At 63.0% G+C, this 12389-nt stretch carries 12 protein-coding genes and 2 pseudogenes; 5 read left to right on the forward strand and 9 right to left on the reverse strand.

What is annotated here, in order from left to right:
• Window positions 1-64 precede the first annotated feature (64 nt).
• Window positions 65-1636, forward strand: coding sequence for a methyl-accepting chemotaxis protein (locus tag ASR47_RS01710; protein WP_065306039.1), 1572 nt, complete (start codon window positions 65-67; stop codon window positions 1634-1636).
• A gap of 101 nt (window positions 1637-1737) precedes the next feature.
• Here ASR47_RS01710 and ASR47_RS01715 read toward each other — a convergent pair whose 3' ends face one another.
• From ASR47_RS01715 to mgtA, 3 genes are read right to left on the reverse strand one after another with little or no spacing between them, the layout of a single operon-like run.
• On the reverse strand, window positions 1738-2223 hold the full coding sequence (locus ASR47_RS01715) for a ribonuclease HI family protein (RefSeq protein WP_065306040.1): 486 nt from the start codon (window positions 2221-2223) through the stop codon (window positions 1738-1740).
• The gene (locus ASR47_RS01720; protein WP_065306041.1) at window positions 2223-2561 is read right to left on the reverse strand and encodes a hypothetical protein; all 339 of its coding nucleotides are present in this window, start codon (window positions 2559-2561) and stop codon (window positions 2223-2225) included. Before ASR47_RS01720 ends, ASR47_RS01715 begins: the two co-directional genes overlap by 1 nt.
• A 36-nt stretch (window positions 2562-2597) precedes the next feature.
• Window positions 2598-5297: a magnesium-translocating P-type ATPase gene (mgtA, locus tag ASR47_RS01725; protein ID WP_065306042.1), complete on the reverse strand. Its 2700-nt coding sequence runs from the start codon at window positions 5295-5297 to the stop codon at window positions 2598-2600.
• Between the two features lie 473 nt (window positions 5298-5770).
• On the opposite strand from mgtA, the gene ASR47_RS01730 reads away from it, so the two are divergent.
• Window positions 5771-6208: a hypothetical protein gene (locus tag ASR47_RS01730; protein WP_065306043.1), complete on the forward strand. Its 438-nt coding sequence runs from the start codon at window positions 5771-5773 to the stop codon at window positions 6206-6208.
• Window positions 6209-6224: 16 nt separating this feature from the next.
• Here ASR47_RS01730 and ASR47_RS28310 read toward each other — a convergent pair.
• The 4 genes and pseudogenes from ASR47_RS28310 to ASR47_RS01745 form a co-directional block, all read right to left on the reverse strand.
• Window positions 6225-6419 (reverse strand): annotated as a pseudogene (locus ASR47_RS28310) (hypothetical protein); the annotation flags it as partial.
• Window positions 6420-6759: 340 nt separating this feature from the next.
• The gene (locus ASR47_RS01735; protein ID WP_065306044.1) at window positions 6760-7266 is read right to left on the reverse strand and encodes a nuclear transport factor 2 family protein; all 507 of its coding nucleotides are present in this window, start codon (window positions 7264-7266) and stop codon (window positions 6760-6762) included.
• A gap of 16 nt (window positions 7267-7282) precedes the next feature.
• On the reverse strand, window positions 7283-7885 hold the full coding sequence (locus ASR47_RS01740) for a TetR/AcrR family transcriptional regulator (RefSeq protein WP_065306045.1): 603 nt from the start codon (window positions 7883-7885) through the stop codon (window positions 7283-7285).
• Window positions 7886-7903: 18 nt separating this feature from the next.
• Window positions 7904-9121, reverse strand: a complete 1218-nt coding sequence (locus ASR47_RS01745; protein WP_065306046.1) for a Bcr/CflA family efflux MFS transporter — start codon at window positions 9119-9121, stop codon at window positions 7904-7906.
• A gap of 118 nt (window positions 9122-9239) precedes the next feature.
• On the opposite strand from ASR47_RS01745, the gene ASR47_RS27310 reads away from it, so the two are divergent.
• Together ASR47_RS27310 and ASR47_RS01750 are read left to right on the forward strand one after the other, a co-directional pair.
• The gene (locus ASR47_RS27310) at window positions 9240-9398 is read left to right on the forward strand and encodes a hypothetical protein (protein WP_171898867.1); all 159 of its coding nucleotides are present in this window, start codon (window positions 9240-9242) and stop codon (window positions 9396-9398) included.
• A 71-nt stretch (window positions 9399-9469) separates the two neighbouring features.
• The gene (locus ASR47_RS01750; protein ID WP_065306047.1) at window positions 9470-9766 is read left to right on the forward strand and encodes a hypothetical protein; all 297 of its coding nucleotides are present in this window, start codon (window positions 9470-9472) and stop codon (window positions 9764-9766) included.
• A 33-nt stretch (window positions 9767-9799) separates the two neighbouring features.
• Here ASR47_RS01750 and ASR47_RS01755 read toward each other — a convergent pair whose 3' ends face one another.
• A complete protein-coding gene (locus ASR47_RS01755; protein ID WP_281218412.1) occupies window positions 9800-11350 on the reverse strand; it encodes a methyl-accepting chemotaxis protein in 1551 nt (516 codons plus the stop codon).
• A gap of 61 nt (window positions 11351-11411) precedes the next feature.
• Window positions 11412-11879: a cache domain-containing protein gene (locus ASR47_RS01760; protein WP_065306048.1), complete on the reverse strand. Its 468-nt coding sequence runs from the start codon at window positions 11877-11879 to the stop codon at window positions 11412-11414.
• A 343-nt stretch (window positions 11880-12222) separates the two neighbouring features.
• Between ASR47_RS01760 and ASR47_RS26815 the strand changes: the two are divergent.
• A pseudogene (locus ASR47_RS26815) lies at window positions 12223-12389 on the forward strand (IS1595-like element ISJsp4 family transposase); the annotation flags it as partial.

A 12389-nucleotide genomic window follows, 5' to 3' on the forward strand; every position in this document is an offset into this window, starting at 1 on the left:
TCTTCTTGTTTTTCTTTTACCGTATTGCTATGGCGCAATCTGCGTCGTCTGTCAGGATAATCATATGAATTTGTTAAGAAACGTCAGCATCGGTGTACGCCTGGGCCTGGGTTTTGCAGGCATCTTGTTGTTTTCCATGCTCATTACCGGCATCAGTGTCTGGCGCTTGCACAGCGTGGCCGCCGATACGCGCGTGATGATGGAGCAGCCGCTGGCCAAGGAGCGCTATATTTCCGACTGGTACAGCAAGATCGACAGTGGCATCCGCCGCACCACGGCGATCGCGCGCAGCAGCGACACCACGCTGGGCGCTTATTTTGCGGACGAGTCCAAGGCTTCGTCGGTGATCTCGGGTGAACTGCAAAAGAAAATCGAAGCGCTGCTGGTGACCACGGAAGAAAAGGAAATCTTTCGCAATGTCAGCGAGATGCGCAAGGTCTACCTGAGTTCGCGTGACCAGATCTACAAGATGAAGACGGACGGCCAGCTTGACGAGGCAAAAGTCGTGTTTGAAAATACCTTCGTTCCCGGCTCGGCCAAGTTCCAGAAATTCGTGCAGGATCTGCTGCTGCACCAGCGCGCCAGCATCGACGCCACCGCGCACGATATCGATACGATGGCCATCACCAGCCGCAACCTGCTGCTGGGACTGGCCGTGCTGGCGCTGGCCTTCGGCACCGTCTGCGCCTGGCTGCTGACGACCAGCATTGTCCATCCGCTGCGCACGGCCGTCGCCGTGGCGCGCCGCGTGGCCGATGGCGACCTGACGGCGCTGATCGACGCCAGCGCCCACGATGAAACCGGGCAGTTGCTGCGGGCCCTGAAAGACATGAACGCCAGTTTGCTGCGCATCGTCGGCGAAGTACGCAGCGGCACCGACAGCATCGCCACCTCGTCGACGCAGATTGCGGCCGGCAACCAGGATTTGTCGAGCCGTACCGAGCAGCAGGCCGGCTCGCTCGAAGAAACCGCCTCGTCGATGGAAGAGCTGACCTCGACCGTGAAACAGAATGCCGACAATGCGCGCCAGGCCAATCAATTGGCGGCCTCGGCCTCGCAAGTGGCGGTCAGGGGCGGCGAAGTGGTGGCGCAGGTGGTCGGCACCATGGAGTCGATCAATGCCTCGTCGAACAAGATCGTCGACATTATCGCGGTGATCGACGGGATTGCTTTCCAGACCAATATCCTGGCGCTGAACGCGGCGGTGGAAGCGGCGCGCGCCGGCGAGCAGGGGCGCGGCTTTGCGGTGGTGGCGTCCGAAGTGCGCAACCTGGCGCAGCGCTCCAGCCAGGCGGCCAAAGAAATCAAGACCCTGATCGGCGCCTCCGTCGAGCAGGTCAATGCGGGCAGCTTGCTGGTGGCCCAGGCCGGTTCGACCATGAACGATATCGTTTCCAGCGTGCAGCGCGTGGGCGACATCATTACCGAAATCACGGCCGCCAGCAGCGAGCAGAGCGTGGGTATCGACGAGATCAACCGGGCCATCGGCCAGATGGACGCCGTCACGCAGCAAAATGCGGCGCTGGTCGAAGAGGCGGCCGCAGCGGCCGAATCGATGCAGCACCAGGCGCAGAAGCTGGCCGAGGTGGTTAGCGTATTCAAGCTGCACGAGCGCAGCGCGCTGGCGTTGAGGTAGGTCGGATAGGGTAGGTCGGGTAGGTCGGATTAGCGCGCAAGCGCGTAATCCGACAACACCACGGTCAGCGTTAACACCGTTGTCGGATTACGCGCGAAGCGCTAATCCGACCTACGCAATCCGGCGGTAATCGCCATTTGCGACAATCGGTCGGCTTCGCCATTGCGGTGACGCGGCACCCAGCGCAGGCTTACCTGCGGCAATTGTTCCATCAGCGCCAGCACCCTGGCGCGTTCCATTGCCAATCCTTTGACAATGGCGGTGCCCAGCACATCATTGATCACCACCTGGCTGTCGCCGCACAGCAGCAGCTGTGCCGGCTTGACCTTGACGGCGGCACGCAGCAGGGCCGTCAGGGCCGCATATTCGGCGTCGCTGCTGTCGCCATCGCCGGCCGGCTCGCTGATTTCGATGCGCTCGCCATTTGGCCCCAGCAATAGCGCGCCGATGCCGAGGCGGCCCGGGTTCGGGTGGGCCGAGCCGTCGAACCAGCCGCGCCAGGCATGCGGCCCGCCTTCGTCGCGCTTGCGCGCCGCATGCCGCTCGCGCCGCAGCCGCGCCTTGCGCGCGGCAGCTTCCGACACCATTATTTGATGAACAGCAGGTCGACCAGCGCTGCGATCCAGCAGGCGACCAGCACGCCGACGGCCAGCTGCATGCCAGGCCCGTCGTTGGCTGACAGGGCCGCCACTTTTTCCGTGATCAGCTGCACATCGAGCGGCAGGGCGCCGCTGTTGATCTGGTCCATGATCTGGCCGGTGCGTTCCATGATATTGCGGATCACCAGCAGCAATGCCACCAGCGACGGCAGCAGGAACAGCGCGCCGCGCGCCTTGCGGCCCAGCAGCAGATGTCCGGTGCCGGGAAATACCAGGGCCGACAGCAAAATGGCTTTGGGCCGTTTGGAAGAGAGTGTGCCGCTCATGCGCGCCTTCACGGTGGTTACAAGCGGCACATCATACTATTGCCAGCCGAATTTGCGCAGATAAACGCGTTTCATCAGGGTCGTCAACACCGTGTAGGCGACCAGGATGGCCAGCAGCCATGGGAAGTAGCTGAGCGGCAAGGCCTGCAGCTTGAAGTAGCTGGCCAGCGGGCCCATCGGCAAGAATACGCCGACCGCCATGATGGCCGTGGTGGCCACCAGCAGCGGCACCGAGGCGATGCTGTCGATAAAGGGCAGCTTGGGCGTGCGGATCAGGTGCACGATCAGGGTCTGCGTCAACAGGCCGACGACGAACCAGCCCGACTGGAACAGGGTCTGCTGGGCCGGCGTATTGGCGCCGAACACATGCCACATCAACACAAAGGTGCTGATGTCGAAAATCGAGCTCAAAGGGCCAAAAAACACCATGAAGCGGCCGATGTCGCGCGGGTTCCAGCTCAGTGGCTGCTGTATCAGTTCGGCGTCGACGTTATCAAACGGAATCGCGATCTGCGACACATCGTACAGCAGGTTCTGCACCAGCAGATGCAGCGGCAGCATCGGCAAAAACGGCAAAAAGGCGCTGGCCACCAGCACGGAAAACACATTGCCGAAGTTCGAGCTGGCCGTCATGCGGATATATTTGAGCATATTGCTGAAGGTGCGGCGCCCTTCGAGCACGCCTTCTTCCAGCACCATCAGGCTTTTTTCCAGCAGGATGATGTCGGCCGCCTCCTTGGCGATATCGACCGCCGAATCGACCGAGATGCCGATATCGGCCGCGCGCAGGGCCGGCGCGTCGTTGATGCCGTCGCCCATGAAACCGACGATATGGCCGTTGCCGCGCAGGGCGCGCACCAGGCGTTCCTTGTGCAGCGGGCTGAGCTTGGCAAATACCGTGTGGCTTTCGGCCGCCTGCGCCACTTGCGCGTCGTCCATGTCGTCCAGCTCGGGTCCCTGCAGCACGCCATGGACGGCCAGGCCCACTTCGCGGCAGATCTTGGCCGTCACCAGGTGGTTGTCGCCGGTCAGCACCTTGACCGTCACGCCATGCTGCTTGAGCGCGCGCAGGGCCGGCGCCGTCGATTCCTTCGGCGGGTCGAGAAAAGCCACATAGCCGATCAGGGTCAGCGCCGTTTCATCGGCCACGCCGTACACGGTTTTATGCGGCGGCACTTCCTTGACCGCCACGGCGACCACGCGCAGGCCTTCGGCGTTCAGGCCGTGGGTGGTGGCCAGCACCTTGTCAAGCAGGGATGTGTCCAGCGGCACGTCGACGCCGTCGAGGCGCAGGTGGCTGCAGGCGGCCAGCATTTCCTCGACCGCGCCCTTGCAGATCAGCTCGTGGTGATCATTGCGTTCGGAGACCACCACCGACATGCGGCGGCGCACGAAATCAAACGGAATCTCATCGACTTTCACATAGTCGCGCGCCAGCTGCATTTCCGTCTGCAGCTGCACATGGTCGAGCACGGCGCGGTCGAGCAGGTTTTTCAGGCCGGTCTGGTAGTGGCTGTTCAGGTAGGCGAACTGCAGCACCTCGTCCGAAGGGCGGCCAAACACATCGGTATGGCGCTCGAGCACGATCTTGTCCTGCGTCAGGGTGCCGGTCTTGTCGGTGCACAGCACATCCATGGCGCCGAAGTTCTGGATCGCGTCCAGGCGTTTGACCACCACTTTCTTTTTCGCCAGTTTGACGGCGCCCTTGGCCAGGGTGCTGGTGACGATCATCGGCAGCATTTCCGGCGTCAGGCCAACCGCCACCGACAGCGCGAACAGGAACGCTTCCATCCAGTCGCCCTTGGTCCAGCCGTTGATCAGGAACACCAGCGGCGCCATCACGAGGGCAAAGCGGATCAAGAGCCAGCTGACGCTGTTGACGCCCGCTTCGAACGCCGTCGGCGTGCGCTCGGTGGCGGTGACGCGCGTGGCGATGGCGCCAAAATAGCTGCGGTTGCCGGTGGCCAGCACCAGCGCCGTGGCGGCGCCCGAAATCACATTGGTGCCCATGAACAGCAAATTGGCCAGATCCATCGGGTTCTTGCCGTGGGTGTCGGCCATGCCGGCCAGCTCGGCCATCTTTTCCACCGGCAGCGATTCGCCGGTCATCGCCGACTGGCTGACAAACAGGTCCTTTGCGCTCAGCAGGCGGCAGTCGGCGGGGATCATGTCGCCGGCCGACAGCACAATGATGTCGCCCTGCACCAGCGCGCGGATGGCCAGTTCGATTTGCTTGCCGCCGCGCAGCACGGTGGCGGTATTGCCGACCATGGCTTTGAGGCGTTCGGCGGCGCGGTTCGAGCGGCCTTCCTGCACGAAGCGCAGCAGGGTCGACAAAATCACCATGCTGCCGATGACGATCGTCGCCTTGGCGTCTTCGGTCAGGTAGGAAACGATCGCCAGCACCGTCAGCAGCAAGTTGAACGGGTTCTTGTAGCACAGCCACAGATGCTGGTACCAGGCCAGCGGCTTTTCGTGCTCGACTTCGTTCGGGCCGGTCTGCGCCAGCACGGCTTGCGCTTCGTCTTCGGACAGGCCCGCTTCGCGCGTGGCCAGCCTTGCCATGGCGTCGGGCAAGGCTTCGGTGGCGGCGGCCAGCAGCTGGCGCGCCAGGTGGTCGGGCACAGGGACGGCCCGGGCGCTGCTGTTTTCCAAAGGCATGGCCTGGCGGCGGAAGTGGCCAGCCGTGTGGCGCTTGCGCAGGAACGATTCGAACAGGCGGGTGAAGAGGGTCATGGCTCTTCCTTTCAGGCGAAGTATGGTTGCGGCAGGAACCGGCATGCGGGCCGGGCGGACGCGGCGGGCGGGGTAGTGCGTTGTGGCGTTTGATGGCAGATCATCACCGTTCTCCTGTCGAGGCAGGGAGGTCAGGCGAGACTTGTCGCCGGGCGCAGGCGAGATGCCGTTGCCGCGGTCGGGCTCAGTAGCCGTCCGTCAGGACAATCAATGGTCAGGGAGGAAGTGCGCGCCAGTGTACGCTGGCGCAGACCACACCTTGCTCGGCAAGGCGCGGCGGGGGAGAGGACGCGTGCTTGCCGGAATTAATTGTCGATACAAGATCGACTACTGTCACTGGAACAAGTACCCACGTGGGACTCCGTAAAATGAATAATGCACCGATGATAAAAGTGCAGCCTGGCAACGTCAAGCAAATATCGGCTACATTACCGAAGCGTAATGTGGCGCAGGGAATGACCGAGAGGGGGACGATGGAAAACTATTTTGAAACAGCATTATTGAACGATCTGCACGGCCCGCTGCTGGCTGGAACCATGGTGGCCGATGCCGACAGCGCCGGCTATTTTGCCAGGCTGGCGCAACGCTATCCCGTTACCGGCTCCAAAATACGCTGGAGCGACGTACCCGGTGCAATCGAGCGCCGCGGAAATTGCCCTGACCGCCAGCTGGCCGCCAGCGGCGATTTTTTCCGGGCGATGGTGGCGCTGCATGGCCTGCACGGCCAGGCCGTGTATCTGGGCGACAGCGCCATCGATTTTGCCTTGCTGGCGCCTGTCAGCGTGTTTGCCCTGCACCTGGAAGCGCTGTTGCCGATTCCGCAGCACCACTATTTCATGGCCGCCGATGATGCGTGGTGCATGGTGCTGAGCATGGAGGGGGACATGGCGTTTGGCCTGCGGCCATCGTAAAACCGGCAAGCCAGGCATGCCGGCGCAGGTCCGCCGGCGACTTCGGCTTGCCGTGTTTCGCCAGGTAGGCGGGCGCGGCGCATAGCAGGTGGCGGTTTGGCGCCAGGCGTCTGGAGATCACGCGCCGTGGATGGGTGCGCCGGTTTGCGAACGCATGGAGCGCGTTCTCAATGCCGAATCGACGGCGGCGGAAATGCAGGCCCTGTACCAGCATCCGGAAGAGGACGAGGGCGTGCCGGCGCCGCTGGCGATGCTGCAAAAAGTCAGCGCTTGATCAGTAATGCCGTTCAGTTAATCTGTCCAACGCATGTAAACGCGTAAGGCTGACAAACGTAAAAACGGCGGGCCGGAGACGCGAGCCTGAGAAAATGCCGATGGCTGCGTTGCAGCTCCTCGCCGTACATGCGTACTGTCTTCGTCGCCGCGCCTTGCCCTCGACATTTTTCAGGCTCGCTTGGCCCGGTTGGCCTGTGCGGGCGACTGGGTTTTTAATTTGTTCTACAGGTTTACCGGGAGCGCAGGGACACTAACTGAACGGCATTAGCGCTTGATCAGGGCGATTTTTTCGGCGGCTTTTGCGGGTTGAATTCCATCGACCAGATCACCGAATTGATCTTCCAGCCTTGCGTGGTGCGCACCAGTTGCCATGCTTCCTGGCCCCAGTTGGAGCGATAGTCGCCACGGTTGAAGTTGTAGTCGAAATACACCTGGGCGATATCGCCGTCGCTATCGATGCGCACATTGTCGAATTTCTCTTCGATCGCTTCCGTGTCGCTGACGATGGAATCGATGAACCTGACGGCGCTGGCGCCCGGCGTGATCTTGCTGACCTTGTCGCCGCGGTCTTCGATCATGTTCATGCTCTTGTCCTTGACCACGCCGATCCAGGGGATGGTCTCGCTGTACAGCAGCTTCATGAAGCTGGCCTTGTCCTTGTTGATCAGGGACAAGCGGAAAGTTTCCACCACCTGTTCCAGTTGCTGGCGGTCGGTCTGCGAGGGTGCCGCCTGGACGTTGAAAGCGCTGAAAAGCAGAAGGGCAGGCAGGCTGTGTTTCATGGGGTCTTTCAGGAGGTTAAACAGATTGAATCGACAGCGAATCGGACAGGATCTGCCACAGCGCCGCGTGGCGCTGCTGCAAGGCGGCGCCGCCGGCGTAGATCAGTTCCACGTGCAGGCTGTCGACGATACCCAGGTAGGCCTGCGCATACAGGTCGGTGCGCTGTGGCGGCAGGGCAGGGGCCAGGCGGGTGAGGCTGGCCACATAGTGCTGCAGCAACTGCGCCAGCAGCGCTTCGAAGCCGGCGCCGACCTGCAACCGCAAGGTCGATGGCGGCAGGTAGGCGGTGCGCAGCAGGAAGCGCAGGTGGGCCGAATCGGCATAGCGCCCGGCCATGCGGTCGCAGTACAGCGCGCCGGCCTGCTGGCCGCCGCTGGCAAAGCGGCTCGCTTCATCGGCAAAGCAGCTGTCCATGAAGGCCTGTTCCTGCTGCAGCGCATCGTCGAACACGGCCAGGAACAGCGCGTCCTTGCCGCTGAAGTGGGAATACAGCGATGCCTTGCGCATGCCGGCCAGTGCGGCGATATCGTTGAGGGACGAAGCGTCGTAGCCGTGTTCGGAAAAATGCGCGACGGCGACGGCGCAGATATTATCGGCCGAGGCCGAGCGTTTCTTCATAAGGTGAGGCAAGTAGCATTAGTGTAGGGGCAGGCTGGCCGAGTGCGCAGGACTGGAGCGGGCGCTGACCAGCGTCAGCCATGATACCAGCAGGCCCGCCGCGGTCAAGAACAACAGCCACGGCAGCGGCCCCAGCTGCGCCAGGCTGGCCGCCACCGGCGTGGCCATGCCCGCAATCGTCAGCTGTATCGCGCCCAGCAGGGCCGCCGTCGAGCCCAGCGCGCGCTGCTGCGAACCCATGGCGATCGCCATCAGGGTCGCTTCGGCCACGCCCAGCCCGCCGAGCGCCAGGAACAGGCCCGGCAGCACGCCCGGCAAGCCCAGTCCCAGCGCGGCCGCCGCCAGCGCCAGCACGGCGCCGCCCAGCATGGCGCAGGCGCCCCCCATCGACAGGCGCAGCACGCCATGGCGACCGACCAGGCTGCCGCTGGCCATGGCGCCCAGCAGCACCGCCACGCCGGTGGCGCCGAACACCAGGCCGAAAGTATCGGCCGGCAAGCCGAAATCGTGCTGGTACACCAGCGAGGCACCGCCGATATAGGCGAACAGGAAGAAAAAGCTGGCCGCCAGCGCCAGTGCGGGCAGCAGGAAAGCGCGGTTCAGCGCGATGCGGGCGTAGGTGCGTAGCGCGCCTTTGGGCGACACGCGTTTCGATACTGGCAAGGTTTCAGGCAGGAACAGCGCACTGTTGAGCAGGGTCAGCGCACCCAGGCCGGCCAGCGCCAGCATCACGGCGCGCCAGCCGTAGTGCGCATCGACCATGCCGCCCACGGCCGGCGCCAGTACCGGCGCCAGGCCAACGATGGTCATCAACAGCGCGAACAGTTGCGCCGCCCGCACGCCATCGGCCACGTCGCGCACCATGCTCATCACCACCACCAGTGTCAATGCCGCCCCCAGGCCCTGCAGCAGCCGCGCCAGCAGCAGCATGGGCAGCTGATCGGCCTGCGCCGCCCACAGGGCCGCGGCGATATACACGGCGATGCCGGCCAGCAGTGGCCGGCGCCGGCCCAGCATGTCGGTCAGCGGCCCGCACGGCAACTGGCCCATGCCCATCGCCAGCAGGAATACCGTCAGGCTCAGCTGCACATTCGCATACGAGGTCTGCAGTTCGCGCGCCATGGCCGGCATCGAGGCCAGATACATGTCGATGCCCGCCGGGCCAAGGACGGCCACCAGGGCCAGGGACGCCGCCAGGCCGAGGCTGCCGGCGCGGGGAAGAGTGTGCTGTTGCATGGACTACCTTTCAATAAAAAACGCGGAGGCTACACTGCCGCCGCTTTTTATTGTACACTTGCTGCCTACCGGTAGGTAGCGTATTTTTTAATCAAGCGGATCAGCAAGGGGAATCGACATGATGCATTTAGGTAATTTGCTCGTTGGGGTAGCGGTAGCGCTCCTGTTCGCGGCGTGGAGCACCAATCGTGCGCGCGGCGAACGGCGCGACGTGGTATTGCTCGGCGTGGCCGCTGGCGTGCTGGCCGTGCCGGCTGCGGCGATATTGGTGCTGTGACATTCCTATCGAAGCGGCGCCGGCCTGCAGGCCGGATGATTTCGGCTATCATCCGCACCAGGAGGCGGCAAATGCAAAACAACTACCCGGAAGTGGCGAGCGGCGAGGTGGCGGAGATTTATTTTCGTGGCGTCAAGAATCTGGCCGAGCGGCCGCTGGATGATATCTTCCAGTTGCTGGGCATGCCGGTCGACTACGATGACTGGGATCTTGGCCGCGTGGTCTATCAGTGGCGCAGCGCCCGGCGCTGCGTGCGCATCCATACCAGGCATGACCGGGTCAACGCGGTGTACCTGGTCGACCCGGTCGATACGCCACGCTTTGGCGAGGCGCTGGAGGTGATCTTCGACAATCCGGAAGGCCGATAAAAAGGCGCCGTTGCCGAATTCAGCGTATTTGCTTCAGTGCTGCGGCAACTGCGGCGCCGCGTTACTCAGGCGGAAGGTGCCTACCACCCTGAGCAGTTCGTGCGCCTGGTCCTGCATGCTTTGCGCGGCGGCGGCCGATTGCTCGACGAGGGCGGCGTTGCGCTGCGTCAGCTCATCCATTTCAGTGATGGCATTGTTGACTTCCTCGATGCCCTTGCTCTGGCGCTGGCTGGCCGCCGTGATGTCGTTCATGATCTCCGTCACCTGCCCGACCGAGGCGACGATATCGCCCATGGTGCGCCCGGCGCTGTCTGCCAGCTCGCTGCCCGCTTCTATCCTGGCCACGGAATCCTCGATCAGCTGCTTGATTTCCCGCGCCGCCGTGGCCGAGCGCTGGGCCAGGCCGCGCACCTCGGTGGCGACGACGGCGAAGCCGCGTCCTTGCTCGCCGGCGCGCGCCGCTTCCACTGCCGCGTTCAAGGCCAGGATATTGGTCTGGAACGCGATGCCGTCGATGACGGCGATGATGTCGACGATGCGCCCTGAGCTGGCCTTGATCGAGCCCATGGTCTCGACCACCTGGCCGACCACGCGGCCGCCTTCCAGTGCCACGCCCGAGGTAGACAGCACCATCTGGTTGGCCTGGTGCGCATGGCTGGCATTTTCACGCACGGTATCGGTCAGCTGATGCATCGATGACGCCGTTTCCTGCAGCGAGTGGGCTTGCGATTCCGTGCGCGCCGACAGATCGGCATTGCCCAGCGCGATTTCGCTCGCCTCCACCGTGATGGTGGAACCGGCCTGCCTGATCTCGCTCAGCAGGGTATTCCAGTTTTGCACTACCGTCGCCAGCGCGCGCGACAGCTTGCCCACCTCGTCGTCGCCCCCCGCATGGATGCGCATGGTCAGGTCGCCGGCGGCCAGCGACTCGGCCGCGCGGCAGGCCTCGTCGATGGGCCGCACCACGGCGCGCGCCACCCAGATGGCGATTGTCGCCAGTACGGCAAAGCCGATGGCCATCGTGCCCAGCGAGAACCAGGCGGCGCGCTGGCCCGCATGCCTGGTTTCTTGCAGCGCATTGCCGGTGCGCTGGTCGAGATTGAGCAACACCTGATCGAGCTGCTTGCGCACCACCTGATAGTGCGTGGTCGCGCCCTGCATGGCCGCCACGCCGGTGTTGGGGTCCATCGACGCCAGATCCAGCGCCTGCGCGATGCTGGCCCGGTAACGTTCGACGGCCGGCAGCGCCTGGGCTGCTTCGGTGGTGGCGCCGGCATAGCTTTTCAGCTCGGTCAAACTTTGCCTGATGGTGTCGAGCTGGCTTTCTGTTTGCGTGCCGAACTCCTTGAATTGCGCTTCAGAAAGACTGGCGGCGATGGCGATCTTGGCATATACCCCGGCATGCACCTGGCCCAGGGCGATGGCTTGCCGGCTGGCCAGCCGTTCCGCCGTCAGGGTGACATCTTTCAATTCATGCATGCGCCGCTCGCCCTGCTGCATGGCGAAATAAGACATCGTTCCCATGGCGAGCAGGCAAGCCAGCGCCACCACCGGGACGATCAACATCTTGTGTGCGATTTTCACAGGAAACCCATATTGTTAAAAGAGCTGTGCGTGATCCCGGCACGGGCGGCGCGGTGGCCGGCTACAGGTAGATGCCGCCGCAGACGACGGTTTCGTTCAGCTTTTCGCAGTACATCGCCTTCGGCTCGATCTTCTTGTTCTCGGGATTCGTGAACTTGTATTCCTGCCAGAAGCTACCCTTGCTCCTGGCCAGGTCAACGCGTTCCTTGACGAAGGCCTTGCCATCGATATCCTTCAGTTCGATCAAGTTTTTGCCCACCATCTTGGGGTTGGCGCCATGCGCGACGACGGTGCCGTCGAGCTTGTAGACGACCAGGTACAAGTCATGCAGGATGAATTGCGGCGTCTTGCCGGTGATGTCAGCATAAGCCTTGGCATCGCCAGCGCTCTTGATGTAGGCCGCACCCTTCCTGACCATGGTCTCGGCATCGGCGCGCGTGGCGCCTCCTTCGGCGGCGTTGCCCACTGGCGGCAGCGCGCTCGCGGCAAGGATGAGCGACAGGCAAAAAGCAGGGGCTAACTTGGACATTGCAGTCTCCTTCATGGTGCGTATTGGAAAGCCGGCGCAGGCCGGTGCGATAAGGTGGCGCCTATCGGAAAGCCGATGTTTCATAGTAGCGCGATGCCAGTGATCATGCACCCATGCAATAAAACTATTTTTTGTCATGGGTGGTTTTACAACGTCGCGTGCAAGGTGCCATGCCTGTGCGTCCCGCGTGAAACACCGGGAAGTGGCTATCAACGTGAGAGTCTGGTCCATGCGGAGCAAAGCGCACGAGCGATAAAAAAAGGCTATGTCAGCGAAAACGGTGGGAACGCGCCGCAGTTGCTGAGGTCTAACTGATCAGGTATTTCCTTTCAAGGAGCCGATCATGGATAGAGCCCAGTGGCAGGCCTTCGCCAGGCAATTCCCGCAACTGTCGCATCGCCAGCGCCTTGCCAGCGGCGATCTGTTGCGCACCAGCGCGCCACAGGCTGCGGCCATCACCCTGATCGAGCAGACAGCGCAGGCGCAACTGCATTGTCCGGCATGTCTATC

Source organism: Janthinobacterium psychrotolerans (assembly GCF_001677885.1).
GTDB classification, from domain to species: Bacteria; Pseudomonadota; Gammaproteobacteria; order Burkholderiales; family Burkholderiaceae_D; genus Janthinobacterium; species Janthinobacterium psychrotolerans.

Excerpts from the sequence above, each read along its gene's own strand:
- mgtA (WP_065306042.1), bottom strand. The coding sequence starts at position 5,297 with ATGACCCTCTTCACCCGCCTGTTCGAATCGTTCCTGCGCAAGCGCCAC.
- ASR47_RS01715 (WP_065306040.1), bottom strand. The coding sequence starts at position 2,223 with ATGGTGTCGGAAGCTGCCGCGCGCAAGGCGCGGCTGCGGCGCGAGCGG.
- ASR47_RS27310 (WP_171898867.1), top strand. The coding sequence starts at position 9,240 with ATGATGCATTTAGGTAATTTGCTCGTTGGGGTAGCGGTAGCGCTCCTG.
- ASR47_RS01750 (WP_065306047.1), top strand. The coding sequence starts at position 9,470 with ATGCAAAACAACTACCCGGAAGTGGCGAGCGGCGAGGTGGCGGAGATT.
- ASR47_RS01730 (WP_065306043.1), top strand. The coding sequence starts at position 5,771 with ATGGAAAACTATTTTGAAACAGCATTATTGAACGATCTGCACGGCCCG.
- ASR47_RS01745 (WP_065306046.1), bottom strand. The coding sequence starts at position 9,121 with ATGCAACAGCACACTCTTCCCCGCGCCGGCAGCCTCGGCCTGGCGGCG.
- ASR47_RS01735 (WP_065306044.1), bottom strand. The coding sequence starts at position 7,266 with ATGAAACACAGCCTGCCTGCCCTTCTGCTTTTCAGCGCTTTCAACGTC.
- ASR47_RS01740 (WP_065306045.1), bottom strand. The coding sequence starts at position 7,885 with ATGAAGAAACGCTCGGCCTCGGCCGATAATATCTGCGCCGTCGCCGTC.
- ASR47_RS01720 (WP_065306041.1), bottom strand. The coding sequence starts at position 2,561 with ATGAGCGGCACACTCTCTTCCAAACGGCCCAAAGCCATTTTGCTGTCG.
- ASR47_RS01710 (WP_065306039.1), top strand. The coding sequence starts at position 65 with ATGAATTTGTTAAGAAACGTCAGCATCGGTGTACGCCTGGGCCTGGGT.
- ASR47_RS01760 (WP_065306048.1), bottom strand. The coding sequence starts at position 11,879 with ATGTCCAAGTTAGCCCCTGCTTTTTGCCTGTCGCTCATCCTTGCCGCG.